23 protein-coding genes are annotated in these 25,375 nt (G+C 42.9%); 8 read left to right on the top strand and 15 right to left on the bottom strand.

All coding sequences use genetic code 11. The features are described 5' to 3' along the window. Position 1 precedes the first annotated feature (1 nt). The 4 genes from dsbD to FB6_RS00410 all read right to left on the bottom strand — a co-directional run bounded on the left by dsbD (position 2) and on the right by FB6_RS00410 (position 3,727). Positions 2–1,846 carry a protein-disulfide reductase DsbD gene (gene dsbD / locus FB6_RS00425; RefSeq protein WP_174558110.1) on the bottom strand — a complete coding sequence of 615 codons (1,845 nt, stop codon included), beginning with the start codon at positions 1,844–1,846 and terminating at the stop codon, positions 2–4. A gap of 18 nt (positions 1,847–1,864) precedes the next feature. Continuing rightward, the gene (locus tag FB6_RS00420) at positions 1,865–2,632 is read right to left on the bottom strand and encodes a transporter (protein WP_174558109.1); all 768 of its coding nucleotides are present in this window, start codon (positions 2,630–2,632) and stop codon (positions 1,865–1,867) included. 14 nt (positions 2,633–2,646) lie between these two features. Beyond that, positions 2,647–3,189 (bottom strand): ankyrin repeat domain-containing protein, encoded by a 543-nt coding sequence (locus FB6_RS00415; protein ID WP_174558108.1) that lies wholly within the window; start codon positions 3,187–3,189, stop codon positions 2,647–2,649. Between the two features lie 166 nt (positions 3,190–3,355). Further along, a complete protein-coding gene (locus FB6_RS00410) occupies positions 3,356–3,727 on the bottom strand; it encodes an HPF/RaiA family ribosome-associated protein (RefSeq protein ID WP_174558107.1) in 372 nt (123 codons plus the stop codon). Positions 3,728–4,213: 486 nt separating this feature from the next. Between FB6_RS00410 and FB6_RS00405 the strand changes: the two genes are divergently transcribed. Further along, a complete protein-coding gene (locus tag FB6_RS00405; RefSeq protein ID WP_174558106.1) occupies positions 4,214–4,948 on the top strand; it encodes an outer membrane protein OmpK in 735 nt (244 codons plus the stop codon). 111 nt (positions 4,949–5,059) lie between these two features. Continuing rightward, positions 5,060–5,563, top strand: a complete 504-nt coding sequence (locus FB6_RS00400) for a GNAT family N-acetyltransferase (RefSeq protein WP_174558105.1) — start codon at positions 5,060–5,062, stop codon at positions 5,561–5,563. A 241-nt stretch (positions 5,564–5,804) separates the two neighbouring features. On the opposite strand, the gene FB6_RS00395 is transcribed toward FB6_RS00400, so the two are convergent. The 3 genes from FB6_RS00395 to FB6_RS00385 form a co-directional block, all read right to left on the bottom strand. Then, positions 5,805–6,953 (bottom strand): hypothetical protein, encoded by a 1,149-nt coding sequence (locus FB6_RS00395; RefSeq protein WP_174558104.1) that lies wholly within the window; start codon positions 6,951–6,953, stop codon positions 5,805–5,807. 298 nt (positions 6,954–7,251) lie between these two features. Then, positions 7,252–9,132 carry a DNA topoisomerase IV subunit B gene (gene parE, locus FB6_RS00390; RefSeq protein ID WP_174558103.1) on the bottom strand — a complete coding sequence of 627 codons (1,881 nt, stop codon included), beginning with the start codon at positions 9,130–9,132 and terminating at the stop codon, positions 7,252–7,254. Between the two features lie 14 nt (positions 9,133–9,146). Next, positions 9,147–9,728, bottom strand: a complete 582-nt coding sequence (locus FB6_RS00385) for a YqiA/YcfP family alpha/beta fold hydrolase (protein WP_174558102.1) — start codon at positions 9,726–9,728, stop codon at positions 9,147–9,149. Positions 9,729–9,976: 248 nt separating this feature from the next. Here FB6_RS00385 and FB6_RS00380 point away from each other — a divergent pair, with 248 nt between their 5' ends. Further along, a complete protein-coding gene (locus FB6_RS00380) occupies positions 9,977–11,308 on the top strand; it encodes an alpha/beta hydrolase (protein WP_174558101.1) in 1,332 nt (443 codons plus the stop codon). 103 nt (positions 11,309–11,411) lie between these two features. Here FB6_RS00380 and FB6_RS00375 read toward each other — a convergent pair whose 3' ends face one another. Continuing rightward, positions 11,412–11,936 (bottom strand): disulfide bond formation protein B, encoded by a 525-nt coding sequence (locus FB6_RS00375; RefSeq protein ID WP_174558100.1) that lies wholly within the window; start codon positions 11,934–11,936, stop codon positions 11,412–11,414. A 19-nt stretch (positions 11,937–11,955) separates the two neighbouring features. Continuing rightward, positions 11,956–13,533, bottom strand: coding sequence for a glutamate--cysteine ligase (gshA, locus tag FB6_RS00370; RefSeq protein ID WP_174558099.1), 1,578 nt, complete (start codon positions 13,531–13,533; stop codon positions 11,956–11,958). A 225-nt stretch (positions 13,534–13,758) separates the two neighbouring features. Between gshA and FB6_RS00365 the strand changes: the two genes are divergently transcribed. From FB6_RS00365 to FB6_RS00355, 3 genes are read left to right on the top strand one after another with little or no spacing between them, the layout of a single operon-like run. Then, positions 13,759–14,298 carry a DUF924 family protein gene (locus FB6_RS00365; RefSeq protein ID WP_174558098.1) on the top strand — a complete coding sequence of 180 codons (540 nt, stop codon included), beginning with the start codon at positions 13,759–13,761 and terminating at the stop codon, positions 14,296–14,298. A gap of 50 nt (positions 14,299–14,348) precedes the next feature. After that, complete coding sequence (locus FB6_RS00360; protein WP_174558097.1) at positions 14,349–14,903, top strand: CC0125/CC1285 family lipoprotein; 555 nt, start codon at positions 14,349–14,351, stop codon at positions 14,901–14,903. Between the two features lie 29 nt (positions 14,904–14,932). Next, positions 14,933–16,240, top strand: coding sequence for a DUF445 domain-containing protein (locus tag FB6_RS00355; RefSeq protein WP_174558096.1), 1,308 nt, complete (start codon positions 14,933–14,935; stop codon positions 16,238–16,240). A gap of 37 nt (positions 16,241–16,277) precedes the next feature. Here the strand turns inward: FB6_RS00355 and FB6_RS00350 are convergent, their stop codons facing one another. After that, positions 16,278–16,562 carry a DUF2798 domain-containing protein gene (locus FB6_RS00350; RefSeq protein WP_174558095.1) on the bottom strand — a complete coding sequence of 95 codons (285 nt, stop codon included), beginning with the start codon at positions 16,560–16,562 and terminating at the stop codon, positions 16,278–16,280. 194 nt (positions 16,563–16,756) lie between these two features. Between FB6_RS00350 and argS the strand changes: the two genes are divergently transcribed. Continuing rightward, positions 16,757–18,547, top strand: a complete 1,791-nt coding sequence (gene argS / locus FB6_RS00345) for an arginine--tRNA ligase (protein ID WP_174558094.1) — start codon at positions 16,757–16,759, stop codon at positions 18,545–18,547. A 351-nt stretch (positions 18,548–18,898) separates the two neighbouring features. Further along, the gene (locus tag FB6_RS00340; RefSeq protein WP_174558093.1) at positions 18,899–19,507 is read left to right on the top strand and encodes an SPOR domain-containing protein; all 609 of its coding nucleotides are present in this window, start codon (positions 18,899–18,901) and stop codon (positions 19,505–19,507) included. Positions 19,508–19,809: 302 nt separating this feature from the next. Here the strand turns inward: FB6_RS00340 and asd are convergent, their stop codons facing one another. From asd to FB6_RS00315, 5 genes are all read right to left on the bottom strand, one after another. Then, complete coding sequence (asd, locus tag FB6_RS00335) at positions 19,810–20,661, bottom strand: archaetidylserine decarboxylase (protein ID WP_174558241.1); 852 nt, start codon at positions 20,659–20,661, stop codon at positions 19,810–19,812. Further along, on the bottom strand, positions 20,658–21,506 hold the full coding sequence (locus FB6_RS00330) for a sulfurtransferase (protein ID WP_174558092.1): 849 nt from the start codon (positions 21,504–21,506) through the stop codon (positions 20,658–20,660). The genes asd and FB6_RS00330 overlap by 4 nt, the downstream gene beginning before the upstream one ends. Before the next feature lie 113 nt (positions 21,507–21,619). Beyond that, on the bottom strand, positions 21,620–22,825 hold the full coding sequence (gene pncB / locus FB6_RS00325; RefSeq protein ID WP_174558091.1) for a nicotinate phosphoribosyltransferase: 1,206 nt from the start codon (positions 22,823–22,825) through the stop codon (positions 21,620–21,622). 115 nt (positions 22,826–22,940) lie between these two features. Then, positions 22,941–23,408, bottom strand: coding sequence for an ankyrin repeat domain-containing protein (locus FB6_RS00320; RefSeq protein WP_438819950.1), 468 nt, complete (start codon positions 23,406–23,408; stop codon positions 22,941–22,943). Between the two features lie 227 nt (positions 23,409–23,635). Next, positions 23,636–25,153: a catalase gene (locus FB6_RS00315; RefSeq protein WP_174558090.1), complete on the bottom strand. Its 1,518-nt coding sequence runs from the start codon at positions 25,151–25,153 to the stop codon at positions 23,636–23,638. Between the last annotated feature and the right edge of the window lie 222 nt (positions 25,154–25,375).

Genomic DNA, 25,375 nt, shown 5'->3' with positions numbered 1-25,375 from the left:
CTTATGCTCCTAAATGCTTTTGAAACCGGACCAGCTGTTTCAGCAATTCCGCCTCGCTAAAAGCACCGGTTAAACGCAAACCACGAATTTCCTGCTGTTTGGAATCTAAGAATAAATAGGTCGGCGGTCCCAAAATATCCCATTGATTCAATAAAGACTGATGCGTGGCATCATAGTCGCTCAAATCCAGTTTGATCAGAAAATAAGGCGCCAACGCCTGTTGCACTTGCACTGATTTTAACACCCGATGTTCAATCGGCTGACAGGCCACACACCAATCAGCATAGACATCAATAATCACGGCCTGATTAGATGGCACGCTGGCTAAAATCTGCTGAAACTCAGCTGCAGTTTTCGCAACATGCCAGGTAGCGTGAGTACGGCTCTGCTCGGCAAAAAACCGCTGGCTCTGCTGATATTGCGTATAGGCCAGATACGGAACCAGAATCAGTAAAGTCAAAAGATATAACCATCTCAGCGGCGGTGTTTGCCCGGCTAAGCGCTTGAGAAGATAGCCAATAAAGATGATGCCCAAAGCCAAACTTAGCCACTGCATCCAGGCTTCAGAAATGAGCGGACGTATAAAGTACAGCGCCAATCCGAGCATAATAAAAGCGAACAGCACCTTTATCTGATGCATCCACAAACCGGCTTTAGGCAGGACTTTAGCACCCAGCACACTGGCCAGCAGCAAAGGGGTTCCCATGCCAAAACCTAAAGTAAACAGCAATACTGCCCCCTGCCACTGACTTTGGGTCTGGGAAATAAATAACAGTGCTCCGGCCAAAGGCGCGGTCATACAGGGTCCAACCAAAAGCGCCGAGATCATCCCCATGATGCCAGCACCAATCAAACTGCCACCCTTTTGCACCGACTGTGCCTGATCCAGGCGATTGACCAGTGCCTGAGGCAATTTAATTTCAAATAGACCAAATAGATTCAACGCAAAAACCACAAACAGTGCACTAAATGCAATCAATGTAGAAGGCTGTTGTAACCAGCGCTGAAAGTTCAATCCGGCAGATGAAGCGATTAAGCCTAAAACGGCATAGACCATGGCCATGCTACAGACAAAGACCAGTGCAATCATCCAGGCTTTCAAGCCCTTACTGTCTCGTACAATCAGCGAGGTTAGAATGGGTAACATCGGTAATGAACAAGGAGTAAAAGCCAGCAAGATTCCCAAGCCAAAAAACAACAATAAACCATAGACCAAAGAGCTTTCAGCCAGTTTTTCCGACCACATCTGATCTTTGGCGGTATCTAGGGCAACAGTAGGTTGAGTGGCTGTTGAATTATTTTGTTCAGCGTTCAAAGTCTGATTGTGAAGGCTGGTGGTACTATTCGCGGACTGCGACAGTTCCAGTAAACTTTTTTTCGATTTCGCCTGATTCTGCAGCAACACCAAGCCATCTATATCGGTCTGGAACTCGATAGTTTGTGGCGGGTAACAGATACGATCCTGCGCACAGCCCTGCCACGTCACCTGATAGGTTTTGGAGGCTTCAGTAGGCACATTAAATTGAACCTGATGAAAATAAACCTGGGTATGTCCATAATTTTCATCATGTAAATAGGTGGCTTTGGGTAGGCTTAACGCCAACTTCTGGCTGCCCTGCTGCACTGCAAACTTGTGCTGATATAAATAGTAACGATCTGGTATGTTCCAGCTCAGCTGTGCTTCATGCGTGCTGGTAGACTCCACCGTAAAGGAAAAAGCATCTTCCGCAGACAGTAATTGCTCTTGGGCATGTAAGGTCATTGAAAACAGTAGAATAACGCTACATACCAATCCACTGATAGCGCAATGTAACAACGTGCTCAGATTTTGAAGATGCTTTTTCATGGGCATTTATATTTTTTATTAGAAAAGGTAGGACACACCTAAACCTGATTGATAGCGTTTATCTCTGCCATTCAAATTCACCCCGACACTGGCATCGAGTTGCAGGCGGTCATTCAGCGCATAAATCAGCCCTGAACCCAGTGCATATTCGCTCTCTTCACTTTCGGCTTTACGATAAGCCAGTTCAGAGAACCCGGATAATTTATCGGTAATTTTATATTCAATAGTCGGTATAGCATTGATAGCCCAATTACTGTTTTGAACTTCATAACGCATAGTCATCGAGGTATTGATTAACTCATTATATTCATAAGCTACGGCAGAACTGAGACTATAAATATCATCATGATTGCTAAATTGATCATTGCCTGTAGCCAGAATCGCTTCGGCTAAAATCGCCATAGACAGCTTTTCATCATCTAGATTAATGGCTTTTTTTACCCCGATGCCGACATCGCCTAAACCATCTTCTTCAACTGACTTACCTGCACGTTTAACTTTGCTCCAGGCGGGGCCTTGCCATCCCAATTGCAGTTCCATATCTTGTGCCAAACCTGTACGGAACAGCATGTCGCCATTTAAAGTCGTGCTTTTCAGCTTTTCGCCATTTACAGTGCTTTCCTGATAATTGGCACTTGGAATGCCCTGTTCCCAAGCTAGATGGCCTACCGGCGTAATGCCCATACCCATGCCTGCACCCGGGCGATCAAAAGAAAAATCGGCAGCTATGGCAGGGATGCTAAAACCGGCTGCAAAAATAAAACTTGCTGTTTTTAATACAGACATTTTTGATCTCGCTATTATGTTAATTCTTTGGTCATTTTTGCACCGTAACTACGAAGCAATTCCAAAGTTTGCTTTTCTTCGGCCAAGGCTTCAGACCAGTTAATTTCATCAAAATCACAATCGAAAAATAAATCACTAATTGAAGACAAAATGGTTAAACCTTCTTCATCTTTGCTATTAGGATCTACTTTTTCATCTAACAAGCGTTTGACCGCAGGCACACAGGCAGAACTGGCAGCATCCCACAATGGACCATACAGTTCTTCTGCATCCCATAAATGCAAATTGACTTTGGCTTGAATCAACGCATCTAAAATTTCAAGGTGAACTGCCAGATTTTGTTGTTTTTCTTGTTCAGATAAAGGAGAACCCGCTTCATAGGCTTCGCAAATATGTTCCCACCATTGAAACAAACCATCTGACCAGACTGAAATGGCTGGGCCTTTCTCAAGATCAATAAAATTAGGATCGAGACCATCTGCCAAAAGACGTTGCACCTGAGCAAGATTGAGTTCTTCTATTGCCTGTACAAAGACTTGTTGTTGTGCTGTTAACATGGAGAACGTTCTCTTCAATCATTTTCAGACTATTATGCCGAATAAACGGTGATTTGTTTTAGCTAAATGTATAAGCCATACATTTTTATTACTTTTAAGAAAAATTTCATGCCTGCAATAAAAAAAGCTCCGAAGAGCTTTTTTATCTATTTAAGCAGAATACTGCTTAATCATGTGTCGTTTCTGCCTCAACAGCTTCTTCAGCCAGTTCAAGCGCCCCGCCACGCGGGTTCTCTTTTTTCTCAAACACATGTTCCAGACTGCGTTTTAAGCGGTCAATCGCTCCATGAATCGCAGTATCGATATTGTGACCACGATGATTCACAACCACGGGTTTTAAACCTGCTGGACGTGCTTCAATCATACAGTTGATATCATCTGCACCACCTTTGGCGCCGTTTACATCACTGAAATGAACCGAGAAATGGGTAATACGCTCACTATGACGCTGGAATTCTGCATTCAGTTCTGCACGAACATAAGTAATTAATCGATCACTATTTTGAATGTTTTTATCTGTACGGATTTCAATGTTCATATAATTTCATCCTCTTTATTCAAATCTTTTGTGCAAAACTTCTTATCTTGGCACGTTTAAACTTGCTGTTAAAAACAGCGCTGAGCATCTATCAAATTAGTTTGGAACCAAGTCCTCCACATTGAACGATGAACACTTTTGAGTCTGCAGATTCGTGTCCTTATGCTTTGAATATAAGGGTCTAAGTGAAGCATATGCAAGTAGTATTTTGATATTTTTTTAAATCCCATAAAAAGACTATGTGATTCTATTATTTTTTTAAATTATCTGATAAATCTCACATTATTTTTATCCCATCAAATTTCTGTCCAAAACAGGTTTATCTTTTTTATCGGCATGTACTTTTTAAGTATCAATGCTGTGTTATTCATTTGATCACAAAATTTTTTGCAAATTACACTATTTTTTAACCGTCAATCAATTTTGACTTTCTTTTTGGTTAAGAATCTGTATCCTTTGTGTGCTTCTCGGGGGAGATATTTTTTAATGAAACTTACACAAATTTTTGCTACATGTGCATTGGCTTCAACTGCTGCATTTACACAGGCTGCACCAGTATGGCAAGACTTCAGCGTGACTGGTCTTTATGGTGAAAATTACAAATCACCTTATGCAACTGGTGATGAAGAAATCGATCAAAGTACTGTTACCTTTGAATATGGTGCTGGCTTTAAATATGGTGATTTCTTTGCTTTTGCTGACCGCACAAACAACGATCCAGATGGCAATCAGACTTACTTCGAAGTCTCACCTCGTTTAAGTTTAGGTGCTGTTTCAGGTCAAAAACTTGCAGTGGGTCCAATTAAAGACGTTTTGGTTGCAACCACTTGGGAAGGCGGTGAAGGTTTCAATAACTACCTATACGGTGTAGGTTTTGATCTGGATATTCCATATTTCCAATATGCCCAGTTGAACTTCTATAAAGCAGCCAATGACAACACTAAAGATGATTACCAAATGACCTTTGTCTACGGTATTCCGTTCAAGGCAGGTTCTGAAGACTTTCTGGTCGATGGTTTCCTAGACTGGTCTACTGCTGAAGATGATCATGCAAGTGAATTGAACTGGACTACTCAGTACAAATGGAATGTAGGTAAGCATATCTCTCCAGATACACGTTTATACGTAGGTATCGAACACTCTGTTTGGAACAATAAATACGGCAACAAATTTGGTGTAAATCAAAACGACGTCAGTGCTTTGGTAAAATACCACTTCTAAGCACCATGTTTTGAACACTGAAAAAGCAAGGCTTAAGCCTTGCTTTTTTATTGCTGAAAATCAGGTTTATTTCTAAAATCCATATTCTATTTATCCGTTCGGCATATACTCATGGGCTTTCTGATCCGTCCTGCTCAAACACAAGACCTAAAACACATACTAAAAATTTATAATGCTGAAATTTTAAATGGAACAGCGACCTGGAATAGCACCGAAAAGTCGATAGAAGATTTTCACAGCTGGTTTAACGATCTCAGTACTCAACAATTTCCTTTATTTGTCGCTGAACATTCAGAGACTAAACAAATTGCAGGCTATGCAGATTATTCTTCTTTCCGCCAGATTCAAGGCTTTAAACAAACGGTTGAACATTCTGTGTTTATCCATCCGGACTTTATTAGACAAGGTCTGGGTAAAACCTTAATGCTGAAACTGATTGATCATGCACGGCAAAATCATATTCATGTCATGGTTGCTGCGATTGATGCAGAAAATTCAGGCTCTATCCTGTTACATGAAACATTAGGTTTTAAGCAAACCGGTTATATGCCTGAAGTTGGACAGAAGTTTGGGAAATGGCGTGATCTGGTGTTGATGCAATTAAATTTAGAATAAATGAATTTTCAATAGATAAAAAAATCAGGAGCTTAATAATTTTAAGAACAACTTTTACTCTACGTAACTTAATTCTGATTTTGCGCATTCATGCAAATATCATTTGTTCAAGAACTAAGACAAGATTACGATAAAATCAGTCAATACAATCAATTGGGGGCAAAAATTTTATGCTCTAAAAAACTATAAAAAACATTTAGAAACTGGAAAAATAAAAGCCCTCTATTTGAGGGCTCATGATTTACAGATTTTCAAATAATTCTTGGGCAATTTTTCTGGCTAATTGATCTTTTTCATCCCCTAATTGTTCAAGATGGACAGCATATTGAATAGCTTCTCTTCCTGCAATTGCCATAGGTCCATAATCATCATAGGCTTCACCTGTATAGGCATTATAAGCTCTGAAATCATCCTGAGTAAAATCCATATCCAACAGCTTCGCCAAATATATATAGACCCAAGCTTCACCTGAATTTTTGAATATTTTATTGTATAAAAAACACTCAATTGCTTCTAGATCTCCTCGATTACATAAATAAAGAAATTGTTTGTATACCGTTTCTGTACCTGCATTCAGATTGATCTCTTCAATATTTGCTGGTGCAAATTTGATAAACTCTTCGTAATACTCTGCAAATTTTATAAAATCATCATATTGATCAATTTTTTTCTTTGCATCATTAGATGAAATATATTTTTGTTTATTATTATCCCACTTACTTCCAAATGTAGACCTATCTCGCCCGTAAGGTGCAATTTGATTGGCTAAATAACGATAATATGCTGCCAAAACTGCATAAGCATCAAAATTATTACGTTCTTTAGCATACCTATGAATTTTCTCTAGATTTTTTTGAATACTTACAAAATTGATATCTTCGTCAAATAATTCCTCACTTTCTTCCACTGAGCCATTTTCATAATCAATATAACTCAATGATTCCCGGAGCTCTTTGAAGTTCAGACAATTTAAATTTAGAAACAAAAAATCATATTGCAATGTTTTAGCAATATTCAAAAGCTGTTCTTCCAAATACTCATTTTTTAACAAACTTTGTAGTTTTGAAATTAAATTTCGAATTTTTTCCAATAACTCATAACTTTCATAATCATCCCAATGAATATCTTCATCATCATAATTTGAGTAATCTGTTTTTGGAGGATTTTTGAGAATCTCAAGTGTTAATAAATTTAATAATTCATGCTCATAATATTCTTCCGAAGAATCATATTCACAGTTGAGTAAAAGATTTTGAGCTACAAAAGAATTGTAAGATCGATAACCTTGATTTAAAGCAATCAATTCATAAATATGTGAGCGACTGATTTTTACAGCATGTTTAGTTTGAATTCTTTGTGCTAATTGATATGCAAAATCTTGAATAGACATAACTTTCTCATCTTTCAATCCTAATCATAGCAATGATTTTGGTGTCATTAGACTTTTAGCAACGCATGTTTAAATACTAAGAACCAAACGGATTGATTACTTAAGAAAATTAAAATTATGTACTGTTTAAATCACTAAAATTCAATTTAGAAATCCCTTTTCTACTCATGCGTAAGTACGGTAGGCGACCTTGCTCATTAAGTTAATAAAATTTAACTAGATTTTCAAGAACTAAATTAAAAAAGCCCGCAACTGCGGGCTTTTCATCTACATACGTGCGTATGCATTCAAATAAAATTTAAACTGCCAGATCAGCCAGATTACCTTTCTGTTCTAGCCAGTGTTTACGGTCAGAGGAACGTTTTTTCGCCAGCAATTTATCCAGTAAGCCTGCGGTAAATTGCGCATCATCCAGATCCAGCTGCACTAAACGACGGGTGTTTGGATCCATCGTGGTTTCACGCAACTGACTGGCGTTCATTTCACCCAAACCTTTGAATCGGGTGATTTGAGGGCTCTTGGTTTTACATTTTTTCAGGATGCTTTCCAGCTCGTCTTCATCCAGCGCATAGTGCACATCTTTGGCATCATCGATACGGAATAACGGCGGCATTGCCACGAACAAATGCCCTTCTTCGACCATGGTCGGGAAATGTTTCACAAACAGGGCGCATAACAAAGTCGCAATGTGCAAACCATCGGAATCGGCATCGGCCAGAATACAGATTTTACCGTAGCGAAGTTCTGACAAGTCATCACTACCGGGGTCAACCCCAATGGCAATGGCAATATCATGCACTTCTTGCGAACCTAAGACTTCATCTGAAGACACTTCCCAGGTATTCAGAATTTTCCCGCGAATCGGCATAATGGCCTGAAAATTTTTGTCCCGTGCCTGTTTGGCAGAACCACCCGCAGAATCCCCTTCCACAATAAACAGTTCTGATTCTTCCAGGGTATGTCCGACACAGTCGGCCAATTTACCCGGGAGCGCAGGCCCGGAAACAATCTTCTTGCGCTCCACTTTTTTCGCCGCTTTTAAACGACGACCGGCCTTGGCAATTGCCAGTTCAGCCAGCTGCATGGCAATATCTGAATTCTGGTTAAGCCACAAGGCAAAGGCATCTTTGGCAATATTCAGCACTATGCCGGAAGCTTCACGGCTCGACAGACGTTCTTTGGTCTGACCGGAAAATTGCGGTTCCTGAAATTTTAATGACAGAATGTAGTTCACCCCATCCCAGACATCTTCCGCTGACAATTTTAAATTACGCGGCAACAGATTACGCAGTTCACAGAACTCACGCATCGCATCGGTGACGCCTGAACGCAAACCATTAACATGCGTACCGCCTTGCGCGGTTGGAATCAGGTTGACATAACTTTCCTGAATCTGTTCGCCACCTTCGGCATTCCAGCAAATCGCAAATTCTGCACTGGCACGTTCTGCTTCACCAGTGGCGACAAACGCAGGATTGGGCACGATCTCGCGATCCTGCAATTCATCCATCAGATAGTCGACCAGACCATTTTCAAATTGCCATTCAATTTTTTCATTATTAATTTGGTCGACATAAATAATTTGTAGACCAGCCGCCAGTACCGCCTTGGCTTTTAAATTATGTTTTAAGGCTTTAAGGGCAAACTTGGGCGAATCAAAATATTTGGCTTCAGGCCAGAAATGTACCGTGGTTCCGGTGGCCCGTTTCGGGGCCTTACCTTCCAGCACTTCTAGCGGAGCAACGGCTTCACCCTGCTCAAAGGCCATTTTATACAGGTTGCCCTGACGCTGAACTTCTACTTCAACCCGAGTCGAAAGCGCATTGACCACGGAAATCCCAACCCCGTGCAAACCACCGGAAAACTGGTAGTTATCGGTACTGAACTTGCCCCCGGCATGCAGTTTGGTCAGAATAATTTCAATCCCGCTTTGACCATATTCAGGATGGATATCGACCGGCATGCCGCGGCCATTATCTTCTACCGACAACGAGCCATCTTTATAGACCGTGACTGTAATCTTGTTGGCATGACCTGCCAATGCCTCATCCACGGCGTTATCAATAACTTCTTGTGCCAAATGGTTTGGACGAGTGGTATCGGTATACATACCCGGACGACGACGTACCGGATCTAAACCAGATAAAACTTCAAGTGATTGGGCCGTATATTGAGACACGTTGTACTGTTTCCTTAATTTATACAATCCGATAAAAACTGTAATGCCATCGGTATTTTGTCTGCGAAATTTTCCATGGCATGGTTGCCATTTGCTTCCGTGATCAGCATCGACTGATGTGAAGCGTTGCTATAATAACGCTGTGCTTCACGATAATCCAAAACTTCATCACCTTGTTGTAATAACACTAAAATTTTGTCTGCATCTTGCACAAATGGCAATGCCATCTGCTCCAGCTGATCCAGATGGCGATGATCCAGCGTCCATTCAGCATTGACCACATAGGGAATCTGCTCGGCGCCAAATAAGTCGCGAAACAGTTGCCATGGTCGCATAGCCGGATTAATTAAAACAGCCGGCACGCCATACTTTGCGACCAGTTGTGTCGCATAAAAGCCGCCCAGACTACTGCCCACCAGCCCCACCTGATCCAGATCTTCAATCATCTGGGCCACATGCGCGATCGCCTGCTCAGGAGGCATGTTCAGATCCGGCAAATGCACCTGCACATCGCTATGCTGACAGTAATGTTTAAGCTGTTGCCCTTTTATGGATAAAGCATTGCTTTGAAATCCATGTAAATAAATGATGTTCATGGTTTTTATTGCATCATTACCCAATTTAAACTAGATTCATTTTATCCAACAGTCTCAAGTACGCTTTTGCTCTTGTTTAGATATAAGCAGGATTGTTAGACAAAAAAATTAGCACCGAAACACAATCATCGTTATTGTAAAAGCTGTTCGAGATGAACGATATAACATCAAAAGTTAAGAATTTATACCGTGATCCCAAGAAAAAATAAAGTGTATGGGAGACATGGTGAGAAAAAGGATAGGATCAAATGCCCAGCTTAACCCCTTTACATGAAACCTATTGTAAATGGGACCGTACACCGCCTAGCCAAGCTGATGTATTAGAAGGTCTCGCACAATTGGTGACGACTCGTCTCAGCGACGTGATGCAAGACCTGATCCAGGCAATTCAATGTGAAATCCTGATTAGCTTATTTGGCATGAGTGAACAGCGCTCAAAAAAATTACAAAATATTCCATATATCGACAAACTGTACCAGTTTTCCTACGATACCTTGCTGAATTACGGGTCCTATTTACTGGCACCCGGATTACGTCAAATTATTGAAAAATATCCAAAATTACATGAAAAACCACTTACCCCGGCATTACATTTTCTGGTGGGTGCTCTAAACGGGGTATTGGGAGATTATTTACTGAAATATCAAAATCCTATGGCGCTACCGATGGTGCTCTACGACCATTATGGCGGACTGCAAAAAGGCGATTTATCCGGCCGGATTGTGATTTTTGTACATGGTTTATGTATGAACCATCTCGACTGGAGCAATCGCCAGTATGGGGGCATTGGTGAAAAATTATTGGCACAACGTGACCATAACACCATGCTTTACCTGAATTACAATACTGGACGACGTATTTCCGCCAATGGTCGCAGTCTGGCAAATACTTTAGAAGACTTGGTACGGTGTAATCCACGGATTACCAGTATTGATTTAATCGGTCACAGCATGGGTGGCTTAGTCTTACGCAGTGCCTTGTTTTATGGCAAACAGAATATGTATCAATGGATGCATCTGACTGAAAATTTGGTCTGTCTTGGGTCTCCGCACCATGGTGCGGTATTGGAACGTTTTGGTTTCATCCTGCAAGATAAACTCGGACATTTCCCTTTTGTGAAAATTATCCGGCATATTGTCAATATCCGCAGTAATGGCATTCTCGATTTACGCTATGGCAGCGTCCGGGATGATGACTGGGAACATAATCATGCCCGAATTGGTGGTATGGATGACAACCGCAAGCCGGCACCATTACCAAGCTATATCAATACCTACCTGGTTGCAGGTACCATTGAATATGAAAATAAAAAGAACCGTACATTGAATGTCTTGGGCGATTATCTGGTCAGTGTAAAAAGTGCTTTAGGTGAACATCCCAATCCGCGTTTTCAACTCAAAGTGCCGGAGTCACATAAAGCGATTTTTTATGGCCTGAGTCATTTTGAAATTAACTATCATTCCAGCGTGGCTGAACAGATTGCCAAATGGTTCTATCCATCTCAAGATGAACAGGTCACAGAACAGGTCCATGAATATCGGATGCATTTAGAAGATTTGTCAGGCATTGCGCTGACTTAGTCATTCATTGTCGATTTTTCATAGAAATATAAAGGGGGAACCCCGTTCCCCCTTTATATATGGATGTACTGCCTGAACTACTTCTGTTCAGACACAATCTGAATTATTTTTTCTTCGCAGCTTTAGCGCTCGCCAACGGATAGTGACGCAATAATTGCCATAGGCTGATCAAGGCCAGGACAACAAAGAACACAAATGACCAAACTGGAAGCGATTGTCCCAGAAAAGTCCAGTCCACTTTGGCACACTCACCAGAACCCTTAAGGACTTGTTCAAAGACTGACTTCAAAGGCAAGGTATCCAGCCAGTAGTCTAAGCCCGGACCGCAACTCGGCACCTGATCGGGTGGTAAATGTTGCAACCAGACATGACGTGCTGCTACACCTGCAGACCAGAGAATGCTAAGGATACCCAGCAAGGCGTAAAAGCGTTTAAACGCATTGGAAATCGGGTTATGTAAAAAAGCGATCAGAGAAATGATGCCTAGCCCCATTAAGCCTATGCGCTGAAAGACGCAGAGCGGACAAGGTTCAAGTCCTTGTCCATGTTCCAAATACAGCGCAAACGCCATCCCTATGACGCTGGCTAAAAACAAAAAACCACTCACGAAGCGATAACTCCATTGCATGGTAAATCCTCTTCATTTTTTATCGATAATCGGCAAGATATTGCTCAAAACTGAGGCTGCTATCTTGTTCCAGTTGCTGTTGTTGTTGCAATGACTGTACGGCTAAATCATCAAAATAAGCCGAAGTTTCTGCACTTAATGCATGCTGTTCATAGGTCATTGCATGTTGCTGCGCCATGACACTACCAAAACTCCAGGTTCCACCATTTTCCAGCGTATCGGCAATCACCTGTGCAGACAAGGTTTCATCCACTTCATCAATACGACCCAGCATGATGGTTAATGCAGCAGAATACAGGTCAGTGTTATAGGTCGCATTCAGTATATCAGCCAAAGGTTGCATGGCGATGACCAGCGCGCGTGCCCAGTCTTCAATTGGATGTTCACCCGCTGCATCGATAATCGATGCATTCGGTGCACGACCACGGTTCACCACCTCGGCCTGATTACGCTCAATCTGTTCCTGTTCCGCATCCAGCAGATCAGGGCTGTCCTGCAACAAACAATACAGGCCTAACACTTCCAGAAAGGCAGCAGTGTTTTCATCAATCCCAATCGGGCTATACGGATTGACATCGACTGCACGCAGTTCCACATAGCCAACCCCACGATTTTGCAATGCTTGAGAAGGCGTTTCGCCTGACTGAGGAACCTGTTTTGGGCGAACCAGACTGTAGTATTCGTTTTCAATTTGCAGCACATGATCATTGATCTGAATCGGTTCACCCTGTTCGTCATTTAAACCCAAACGGCTAAAAACCGGATACGGTGTTTTGACCGCTTTTTGCAAGCCATCCAGATAACCAGACAAGTTGTTGTAATGAATACCCAGTTGTTTTTGTGCCGAGTTCTGATAGCCGAAATTGCCCATCCGCAATGCGGTTGCATAGGGCAAATACAAAGTGCCTTTCAACAAAGGTAACAGATGATGATCACGTCCGGTCATAAAGCATTTACACACCGAAGGACTGGCGCCGACCAGAAACATGACCAAGGGTGTTAAACGAATAAAATTACGAATGAGACCAAAATAACGATGACTGCGATAATCCTGCAAACTCAGGCTGTTCAGCGTGTCATCAGTCTCATGTTGTTGCAGTGCTTCAAACACCTGATCCGGAAAGGATAAATTATAATGTACCCCGGAAATGGTCTGCATGCGACGTCCGTAACGTACCCCCAGACCATGACGATATAGAGTCTTGAAGCGCCCCACATTGGAGCTGCCATATTGGGCTAAACGAATGTTTTCTTCTTGATCGTCCAGCATGCAGGGCATAGACAAGGGCCAAAGTTTTTCGCCATTTTCCAAATGACGATGCGCTACAGCATGAATATCTGCCAGATAGTCCAAGGCTTTTGCAATACTGTCTTGTGGAGGAGTAATAAACTCCATCAAAGCTTCTGAATAATCTGTGGTGATATGCGGATGTGTTAAAGCCGAACCCAGTGCTTGGGGATGAGGTGCTTGTGATAAAAAGCCATTACTTTGCATACGTAGGCTTTCACGTTCAATACCGCGCAACATGCCCTTAAATAGCGAAGAATCCACCCAAGTCGGTACTACAACTTGAGCGGTCGATTCGGGTTGACTCATTACAATCTCGCTTATCGGAAGATAACTACTAAATAAAACTACTAAAATAAAATCATCGGTTTATATCAGTATAACGTGATTTTCGGCTGCTACATTACACCCTGTATAGTTTTCAGGCAAAACGTCAATTTTATTTCTGGCAAATTTTTATCACAAAGATACTCTATAAGACATCTGAATTTTGTGATTGTATTGAATAATAAGTGCTAAGGAATTGTAAATATTATGAATTATCCAGATATTTTGGACTTTTGGTTTGATGCAAAAACCCAGCCTTTCTGGTTTGCCAAAAGTGCCGATTTCGATGCACTGCTACATGAAAAGTTTGTAGATATTCACCATCAAGCCGCAAAAGCTGAGCTATGGTCCTGGCGCAAAACCGCTGAAGGCCGTCTGGCCGAAATTATTGTACTGGATCAATTCTCACGCAACCTGTTTCGCGATCAGGCTCAAGCCTTTGCTCAAGATGCATTGGCTTTGGCACTAGCTCAGGAAGCCATTAGTCTGGATTTGGATAAACAATTAAGTCCAGAACAACGTGCGTTTTTATACATGCCCTTTATGCATAGCGAATCGAAACTGATTCATGAATTCGCGTTAAAATTATTTCAACGGCTGGGTAATCCGATGAATCTGGATTACGAGAAAATGCATAAAGCCATTATTGACCGTTTTGGACGCTATCCACATCGCAATCAGATCTTGGCGCGCACTTCAACTGCAGAAGAGCTCGAATTTTTAACCCAACCCAACAGTAGTTTCTAAATATTTATTGTGTCCCCTCCCGCACACAGTAAATCTTATGGAGGTTTAACATGAAAAACAGCATTATGGGTCTGAGCATGGCCGTGGCCATTGCCCTGTCAGGCTGTGCAAGCACACCTTCAAAACCCCTAACCTTTGACCAGTTGGGACAATTCGGCAATACGCCTTTAAATGCCCAATCCTATCGCATCAGTTTTCAGGCTCGTCCCAATATGAGCTTTGGAACTGCTGAGGAAATTACTCTGGTCAAAGCCGCTCAAACCACAATACAAAATGGATTCCGCTATTTTAAGGTGCTGAATGACCCCAGCAACCGTAACCAGCCGCCACGTCAGGCCGTGGTCTATTCATCCCCGATGTACTACCCTTATGGATACTATCGTCGTTATCCTGGTTACTGGCCTGATCCCTTCTACGACATGCCACGAGTAGTCACTATTGACCCGGTGCAAGTTTCCTATACCATTGAATGTTATAAAGATCAGAAAAAAGTACCCGGTGATGCCTTTGATGCCTATTTGATTTTGCAATCTTTAGGACAAAAATACGGCCTCAGCCCGACGGGACAAGTTTTACAACCACAAGCGCCCAATACAGCAAAATAATCATAACCTAGCATCTACAGGAAGATTGCATGACCTCAGCGGAAGCCGCCACCACTCCGAGTTTGCAACGCAGTAAACGCTTTGCCACCATTGCTCTGATCAGCGCTATTGTTGGCTGGTTAGTGCTGATGGTGGTCGCCAAGCTAATGCCTGAATATGCCTGGTTCATCCATATTCTGATGCTCTCTGCCGAAGCGGGTGTGGTCGGTGGTCTGGCTGACTGGTATGCCATTACCGTGCTGTTCCGCAATCCCTTTGGGAAAATGCCGATTCCCAAATTTTTGCTCGATCACACTGAAATTATTCCGCGCAATAAGGCCCGGATTGCCGAATCGATGGGCCGTTTTGTTCAGGAAAACTTTTTATCTCCACAAGTGGTGGAACGCAGTCTGAAAAGCACCGATCTCAGTCTGGCTGTGGGGCAATGGCTGGCTAAACCGGAAAATAACACCCAAGTCACGCAAGTTATTCAGCAAACCGTGCCCAAGATTTTTGAATTTGTCGGGCAGGAACAGATTGGCCACTTTATTCAAAATAATAGCGTGCAATGGGTGCGTAACACGCAGGTCAATACCCTCGCCAGTGAAATGCTGCGTGCCGTACTGGAAAATGACTTTCATCAGGATGTATTGCAACGCGGACTCGATTTAGCGCATGAATGGATGCTGTCACATCCTGAACAGGCCCGTGAACTGACTCGGCGTTTGTTTAAAGAATTAGGAGTGTGGAAACTGGCCAAAGGTGCGAGCTGGATTGGCATTGATGTGCAGCAGCGCACCATCGATTCACTGATTGAACGGGTGGAATCCATGCTGGCCGATCCACAGCATCCTTGGCGGCAACAGATTGAGGACATGGGCAATCAGTTGATGTTGGAGCTGGCTGACAATGGCAGTCTGGCCAGCCATCGTCTGAACAGCACCAAAGATGCGCTGCTGGATAGCCCGCAGGTGCTGAATTTTATCAGCGGGGCTGTGGTGATTCTATGTGATGCCATTAAAGCCGACTTGCTCAAACCCGATTCAGGTATTGCCCAGAACCTGCGTGTGGCCATTCAACAGGTGGGCGAAAATATCGTGTCCAATCCGGCCGTCCGTCAATTGCTGAATGATCGTATGAGTGGCATCGCGATCAACTTGAGTGATCAATACAGTGAAAAAGTGATTCGTTTTATTAGCGAACGCATTCATGAATGGGATTCACGCGTAATGATCGACAAGATTGAAAATGAAGTCGGTGGCGATTTACACATGATCCGGGTCAATGGCGTGGTGGTCGGCGGCTTTATTGGTTTAATCCTCGGGATTATTCGTGCGCTGATTGACTGGGTGCTTTAGTTTATTTCCTGATTAAAAGATTATCTTCTCTTTAGCTTTACTTCGCTTCCGGAGGCTCAGGGATATCCACCAGTTTAGCGGTCAGCTTACGCACTACAGGCAACAGCACCAATACAATCGGAAAAGCAAAGGCCCAGGAAATCATCCAGTTATGCAGCCATAAGTGCAGAAAGCCATCAATCCAGCCCAAATTACGCAACATATTGATAAAGGAAATAATGCCACTCATCAGGCAGGACAGCATAAATGGCATCACCACCGTGGCCCATTTGGCGGGAAGTTTCGGGATATTGCCAATAATCGTAGGACGTTCAGGTTGCATAGGACCGACTCTGCTGCTCTATAGCCTTACAATATGCCAGAAATCCTGTTTTTTTGAATCTTTTCCTGAATTTAAGCTGTTCCATTTAAACCAGCTTGTCGGACAAGATTCATTCAATACAAATGGGTTCACCTAAAGACTGTGAAATTTGCTATATTTGCTGTTTTTCTGCGACATTTATTTTTCGACTGATTATGAATACGGCAATACAAGCAGCTCTCGATCATGCAGTGCAATCCCTTCAAGCTGAAGGTGTACTTCCATCCGACTGGAATAACAACGGTCATTTAACGCGAACCAAAGACCGAAGCCACGGTGACTTCGCTTCAAATATTGCAATGATTGGTTCTAAAGCTGCGGGTATGAAACCTCGTGATCTGGCGGAAAAAATTCTCGCAAACCTTCCTGAAGTAGCAGATATCAGCAAAGCAGAAATTGCCGGTCCTGGCTTTATTAATTTCTTTTTAAATGCTGACCAACGTTTTGCTGTTTTAGACCAGATTCAAGCACAAAAAGAGCAATTCGGTCGTACTACTGCCAATGCGGAAAAACGCATCCAAGTCGAATTTGTTTCAGCTAACCCGACTTCTAGCCTGCACGTGGGTCATGGTCGTGGTGCAGCTTACGGCATGACCGTGGCTAACTTGCTGGAAGCTACAGGCGCCAAAGTTGACCGTGAATATTATGTCAATGATGCCGGCCGTCAAATGGACATTTTGGCGACTTCAACTTACCTGCGTTATTTGCAACTCACCGGTCAGGAACTGGTTTTTCCGAAAAATGCTTACCAAGGCGACTACGTTAAAGAAATCGCGCAAAGCATTATCGATCAAGATGGCGATGCCTATGTACGTCCAGTTGCGGACATCTATAAAGATGTGCCTGAAGATGTGCAATATGCTGCCGAACTGGATGCAGATGGCAACAAAGTTGTATTGTCTGGCGACAAAGAAAAGCACATTGATGGTCTGATTAATAATTCTCAAAACCATCTAGGCGAAGGCTATCGTATATTCCATCAAGCGGCATTAAAAGCCATCCTGAATGACATTAAAGATGACTTGGGTGAATTTGGCGTCACCTTCAATCAATGGTTCAGTGAAGCCACCCTGACTGAAAAAATTGAAGAAGCCTTACAAACTTTAGATCAGCGTGGTTTCTTGTATGAACAAGATGGCAACATCTGGTTTAAATCGACTGAATTTGGCGATGAAAAAGACCGCGTGGTAAAACGTCGTAATGGTCAAACCACTTACTTTGCCTCTGACATTGCGTATCACCTGAATAAATTACAACGTGGTTATACCAATCTGGTAGACATCTGGGGTTCTGACCATCACGGTTATATTGCACGTGTCAAAGCAGCCATTGATGCCATGGGGTATGACTCCTCTAAACTGACTGTACTTTTGGTTCAGTTCGTCAGCTTGTGGCGTGGTGGCGAGATGGTGCAAATGTCATCCCGTTCAGGCCAGTTCGTGACTTTACGTGACTTGCGTAAAGAAGTTGGTAACGACGCCGCACGTTTCTACTACGTGATGCGCAAGTCAGAACAACACATTGACTTCGACTTAGACCTTGCTGTGTCACAAAGCAAAGACAATGCGGTGTACTACATTCAATATGCGCACGCACGTATCTGCCGTATGTTAGAAAAAGCAGCAACCACAGGTGTGAACTTTGATGCACTGAATGCACGTCAATTTGCTGCAAAACTTGCACTAGATGCTGAAACAGAAGTATTGGCTAAACTTGCAGCTTACCCTGAAATTGTTGTTCGTGCTGCAAACAGTTATGAACCACACCAAGTGGGTAACTACTTAAAAGAACTTGCTGCGCTATTCCACGGCTGGTACAACGAAAACAAAGTCTTAGGCGATGATGCTGAATTAACTCAAGCTCGCTTATTACTTTCTGTGAATGTACAGCAAGTTTTACGCAACGGTCTTGAATTGCTTGGTGTATCCGCACCTGAGAGCATGTAAACAAAGCACTGCTTTGTATGCTCGCAAAATGAGAGCCGTGCTCGAGTTAAAATGTAAAGCACTGCTTTTAGATTGACATGCTACATACTTGAAATCCAATGCACTCACTCAGTGCATTGGAATCCAAAGACTCGTTAGACTTACGGTAAAATCTATTCAAATACAGGCTCTATATGGGCCTGTATTTCTTTTATATTCAGTTATATGCTAGATTCATCAAGCTTGTGCTGAAATTGTGAAAATTAAACAAAATCCTGATGACAGTCATGTAATATATAACAATCAAGACTTCTATCTTTGGGCGGCCCCCAAAGTGGTTGGTAACAATTAAAAAATAAATGAGGTTTCCACGTGTTTGGAAAAACGCAGCGCGGTGTATCTGAACGGCCCAATAAGCCAAAAAAACCATTGATTCCGGCATGGCTGGGAACACTTGTCGTCATTTTAATCGTGTTAAGTTTTGCAGTAGCTTTAATGTTATGGAAACCCTGGGAACCCGTAAAACCTAAAAATCAGATTAATTCAGAGCATTATCAAGAAGATACAAACAAAGACTATCGTTTCTACGATTTATTGCCGCAACAGCAAGTCACTCCTATTCCAGATCAGGCAGTACCTGAAACTAAAAACTCTGATGCCGTAGTGATTGTTGAAGCCCCTGAAGAGCCGACAATCAAAACCGAAACTCCTGAACCGGGACTGGATGCAACTGAAGCTCCTGCTGCCCATCAGCCAAGTTATATTCTGCAGGTGCGCAGTTATCCCGATCCGGATAGCGCCGATGCACGCCGTGCTGAAATTATCCTGAATGGTTTATCTGCTGATGTAGTGAAATCGGTTGAAGGCGGTCAAACTTGGTACCGTGTGATTTCAGGGCCTTATGATTCTCAGGAAGCTGCAGTGATTGCACAGCAAACCCTGCAACGCAGCGGTATTGATTCTATTGTGGTGAAACGCTAAGTTGAATCCATAAAAAAAGCGCCTCATTCGAGGCGCTTTTTTTATGCTTTGCTGTTCCCTCTCCTTTTAGGAAATGAGGCATCCCTGTAATAATCACAATGGCCATTGTGATTATTCCTCCTCCCAGAGGGAGGAGGTTAAGTGGAGGGGCTTTTTAACCTCTCCCTAGCCCTCTCCTTATAGGAGAGGGAACCTCTCCCTTTCAAAAGGGGGAATGAGGGGGATTTTTATAAACTTAAAGCGATTTATTGAATAGAGATAATCCCTCCAACCTCCCTTTAACAAAGGGAGGCTGAAAGCCTTTAAACCGTATGTCCCAAAGCTTCGCCCATCACTACCACCGAATTAGCTTTGAACGCGGCATCCCATGTCATTTTATCTTGTTCAAATAAAATCACCGCGGTAGAACCCAAATAGAAACGGCCCAGTTCTGCCCCTTTTTCCAGGAACAGGTTGTGCTGGTTTAATTCTAGGCGTCCGGTCGGTTTCACCTTACCGGTTGCCACGGTTTCAATTCCGGCTACAATCATGGCACCGACTAAAACCACCGCCATACGACCCAACTCGGTATCAAAAAGACAAACCATTCGCTCATTACGCGCAAATAACCCGGGAATATTTTCCGCAGTGGTTTGATTGACCGAGAATAATTCGCCTGGCACATACAAGGTTTCAGTCAATGTCCCTGCAAATGGCATATGCACACGGTGATAATCTTTAGGCGATAAATACACGGTAGCAAATTGGCCATTTTTAAAAGGTTCAGCCAATTGCGGATCTGCAATTAATTTTTCCACCGAAAAGCTTTGACCTTTGGCCTGAAAAATATCGCCTTGTTCAATTTTCCCCAATTGCGAGATCGCGCCATCTGCCGGAGAGACAACGCTATGCACGTCCGGGTCAATTTGACGAACGCCCTCTTTTAAAGAGCGGGTAAAAAATTCGTTAAAAGATTTGAACTTGAGTGCATTGCCTTGTTCCGCAATCGACATATCAATCCCGTACTGGGCTTTAAATGCCTGAATCACGGTATTTTTGATGATCGGGTTTTCACTCGCTGCAAGTTTACCCACGACACGGGATAACTGGTGTTGTGGCACGACACGTTGTGCTTGAATAAAAATTTGTTTTTTTAAACGTGATGTGAAGCTCAAGATGGTAATTCTCCGGTAATAATCGGACTGTCGAGGCGGTTGCCCCATTCACTCCACGCACCATCATAAGCTTGAATATTCCAACCAAGGAGTCGACCCAAGATATAAGCCAGACCTGAACGGTGATGTGACTGACAATACACCACTACAGGTTGTTTTAAATTGAATCCCAATTGTTCTAAGCGCTGTTGGGTGCGTTCCAAGGGGTGTAATTTTAAATGATTTTCACGATTAAGGGCAGTGCTCCATTCAAAATGTCGGGCATTTGGAATGTGACCGCCGCGTCGCGCTGCAAGTCGCAGACCGGTATATTCATCTTCAGTGCGGCAATCCCAGAGCTGAGTTTCCTGATGTTGTACTTTTTCTAGAAGCTGTGGATATTTAATACGATATTGTTCAATATTGGCCTGGTTAATCTCTACCAGATGCTCGACAGGCACGACTTTTTCCACGTCAGAAGAAGTCGGCAGACCGGCTGCCAGCCAGGCATGAATACCACCATTCAGCAAACTGGTATTTTCAAAACCCAAACAGTGTAAATTCCAGATCAGACGCCCTGCCCATGCCCCGCCTTCATCATCATAAGCCACCACATGATGCTCGGGAGAAATATTTAAATACTCAATCAGGGCTTTCAGGCCGGCAATATCGGGCAACAAACCCGAAGCCTGTTCTTGCTGACGCACCAGTTGTTTGGGTTGCACATGAATGGCATGCGGAATATGCAATTGATCATAAACAGAACGACGGCTGAGATCGACAATGCGTAATTTCTCATTCCCCAAATAAGGCACAAGCTCTTCTGCTTCTATCAGCAGACCAAAATTAAAGGCAGATGTAGTCATACTTTTCGAGTTTTATTCAGATCAACATTTATGATCTTAGCACAACTCATTTTCACTATTATGCTGATTTTTTGCATTCATTTAGCAAAAAATCAGATATAGCAAAAAAAGGATTATTCCACTTCTGGAATCTGGAAGACCTGACGTAAATAAGCCAGGAAAGTATCGTTATCGGTCATGGTTTTTCCCGGACTATCGGAAATTTTCGCTACCGACTGGCCATTACATTCCACCAGTTTCAACACGATATTCAGCGGGGTTTGTCCCATATCATTGGTCAAGTTGGTACCAATCCCAAAGCTCACTTGGAAACGGTCTTTAAAATATTGATGCAGGCTCCAGGCCTTTTCAATATTCAGACCATCACTAAAGGTCAGCATTTTGGTTTTGCTGTCAATTTTCAGTTTTTTGTAATGAGCATAGGCTTTATCGCCCCATTCATACGGGTCACCACTGTCATGACGCAAGCCATCAAACAGTTTGGCAAAGTACAAATCAAAGTCGCGCAGGAAGGCATCCATTCCTACCACATCCGTCAAGGCAATGCCTAAGTCACCACGATATTCCTGTACCCAGGTTTCCAGTGCCGCTTTTTGGAAATTACGTAATCGTACATCCAGCGCCTGGAATGCCTGAAGGAATTCATGTGCCATGGTCCCAATGGGGGTAATACCTAAATCTTTGGCAATCAATACATTACTGGTACCACGGAAAATATAAGGGGAAGCCTGATTAAACTCTTCAATCACATGCTTTTGCCATGCATAACTATAGCGACGGCGCGTACCAAAATCCGACACTAAAAATGGCGGGTCATTGGGATTTTGCTGGGCTTCATATTGTTTCAGCAGCGCAATTTTATGCTGTAAACGACGCTCACCTTCTGCTAGCACTTCTGGCGTACGAATACGCTGGAAATACAATTCATTGACAATCGCCAAGACGAAGATTTCAAACATCATCGCCTGAACCATGGGACCTTCTACCCAGATGTCCAGACGGCCTTCAGCATCAATCCCCGCTTTAATAAAGCGGCGTTTCAGCTGGAACAGTTCCAGATAATCAACAAAGTCGCTTTTGATAAAACGTAAACTGCGCAAATAAAGCAGCTCATCTTCTTTAAACTTGAGCTGGCACAAATAATCCAGTTGCTGGTTCAAATCATCCAGAATGTCCGTCAGGGGATAAACCGTATCCTCTAGGTTGCGGCAACGGAAATGATAGACGCTATGGGTTTGAGGAAATTTATGCAGTACCACTTGTAGCATGGTAAATTTGTACAAGTCAGTATCAAGCAAAGATTGAATGATTGGAGCCATATCTAATGAAATTTCGCTGTGCTGCCTGCATTAAAACACACTTTTTAGCTTGATATTGCTAGTTTTGCGTATAGCTGGCCGGATTCCTATCAAAATTTCCCCTCGGCTGGCTAAATTATTTCTGTACTTTGGCTGCTGATTTTTCTTGCGCCTGAATAATTTTCTGTAGTTGTTTTTCCTGACCAATCACTTTGGCAAACTCAGCTGTGGTTTTTTGACCCATCTGTTTGACATTGGCATCACAGTCGACTTGGCGCAATTGTTTGGCAATCGCCCACTCCAGTTTAAACATTGCACCCATGAGCGCGGTATTGCCTTTCTTGTCACGCAAACAGCGATCTGCACCGTACTTCAGTAGAGTCGTCACAATGCTTTGATTTCCATAATATGCCGCCATCATCAAGGGTGTGTAACCATCGGCATTCCGGACATCTACTGGAAAACCGTGTTTTAAAAATTCATTGATCACTGCCTCATTTCCCGTTTTGGCTGCAGCAAAAAACAGTGCAATCAATTCTTGCTCAGCATTCGACACTTGCTGCTGAGTGACTTGAGCCGTTTCTGCAGCATGTAGTTTGGTCATGCCGACAGTCAGTAAAGTCATTAATAGAATGCTTGAAATCGATAGCATTAAACCATTCAATATCACTTTCATGTTCATCGGCCTCAAGTGGGTTGATAATCAAATTTATGCAACTAAAATGCCTGTAAAACTCCCCTAGGGTTGCAGGAAAGGATTGAGTTTTACAGGACTTTCGGTGGCGACTTTAAGCCTTTACCCTAGTCACCGATTCGATAGACCAATCTGGATTAGTCTTTCAGTTGCGCAGCTTTGGCTTTAACCGTTACCAGATTGCCATTTACCGCTTTGGTCATACGCGTACCGTAGTCAGCGTCAGCTTTGTAGAAGTAAGACAACATGATGTGTTTGGTTTCTGAATCTTTAACGTTGCCTAAGTCAGCCGCTAAGTTCATGATTAAGTCGTCTTTTTCTTTGGCAGTATATGAACGGTAAAGCTCGCCGGCTTGCTTAAAGTTCTGCTCTTTCACACCGATTTGCTGCACAGTGCCAGAAAGCGGCGTTTGAACTGCACGCGCTTTTTCAGTTGCCGGTTTTGGTTCTTTACGGCTTGGCTCGTAGTTCACGTCAGAATCGCGTTCACTTACGTTCATGTAGCCATCTTGGTTGTTGTTGTTTACAGCAACAACTGGGCGGTTGACTGGAATTTGCTGGTGGTTGGCACCTAAACGGTACATTTGCGTATCTGAGTAAGAGAAGATACGGCCTTGAAGTAAACGGTCTTCAGATGGTTCGATCCCCGGAACCAGGTTGCCTGGCGCGAAAGCGGATTGCTCAGTTTCGTTGAAGAAGTTCTTCGGCATACGGTTTAGCGTTAAGGTACCCACTTTCGTTTCAGGAACCAGGTCAGTCGGCCAGATTTTAGTTGGATCAAGTGGATCGAAGTCAAACTTACTGAGGTCTTTAGGATCCAAGACCTGGATATAAAGATCCCATTTCGGGAAGTTGCCTTTATTGATGTTGGCGTAAAGATCATTGGTCAAGTGGTTGAAATCTTTACCTTGTTGCTCAGCAGCTTCTTTCACGTTCAAGCCCTTCACGCCTTGTTTCGAGCGGAAGTTGAATTTCACGTATTTGTATTCGCCTTGGTCGTTATACAACTTGTAAGCATGAACACCAAAACCGTCTTGTTCGCGGTAACTGGTTGGTACCCCTTGTTTACCGTACACATAAGTCAACATATTGGTTGCCCAAGGCTGGCTAGACAAGAAGTCAAATACGCGGTTGGCATCTTGAACGTTGTTGATTGGGCTTGGCTTCATCGCATGAATGAAGTCAGGAAACTTGATTGCATCACGAATGAAGAATACAGGCGTCTGGTTACCCACTAAGTCCCAGTTCCCTTCTTGGGTATAGAACTTGACCGCGAAACCGTGTGGGTCACGTAAAGTTTCTGGAGAACCTTTTCCGTGAATGACCGTAGAGAAACGTAAGAAAACTGGAGTTTTAGTACCCGCTTTAAACAAAGAAGCGATGGTCAAATCAGACAAATCTTTCGTTGCTACAAACTCACCATATGCACCTGTACCACGTGCGTGCACAACACGCTCAGGAATACGCTCACGACCAAAACGTTGTAACTTTTGAACGAGTTGAACATCTTGAAGTAAAGTACCGCCATTTGGACCAGCAGTAATTGAATTCTGGTTGTCACCAACAGGTGCACCATTGTCTTTGGTTAACGCCGCAGCTTGAGTCGCAGCTGTCGCTGTTGCAAGCATTGCAACCAGCAAAGAACGCTTAAACATGGTCTATCTCTCTAAATTAAATACCTTTCCTGCACGGCTAAAGATACGGATATTCTCAACATAGATAAGACAGATAATATTTATAATTTTAATCGCTTAGATTAGCATTTGAAGTGCAACACCATGTTCTTGGAATAATACCTGACTCGGGCTTCTAAATCCGAGTCTTTTTCTTGGGCGATGATTCAAACGTTGAGTGATTTCTGAAATATAAGCATCCGA

Origin of the sequence: Acinetobacter bouvetii, assembly GCF_902753875.1 — a bacterium.
GTDB classification, from domain to species: Bacteria; Pseudomonadota; Gammaproteobacteria; order Pseudomonadales; family Moraxellaceae; genus Acinetobacter; species Acinetobacter bouvetii_A.
Note: the sequence above shows the minus strand (reverse complement) of the source record. Positions and strands in the feature narration are given on the sequence as shown.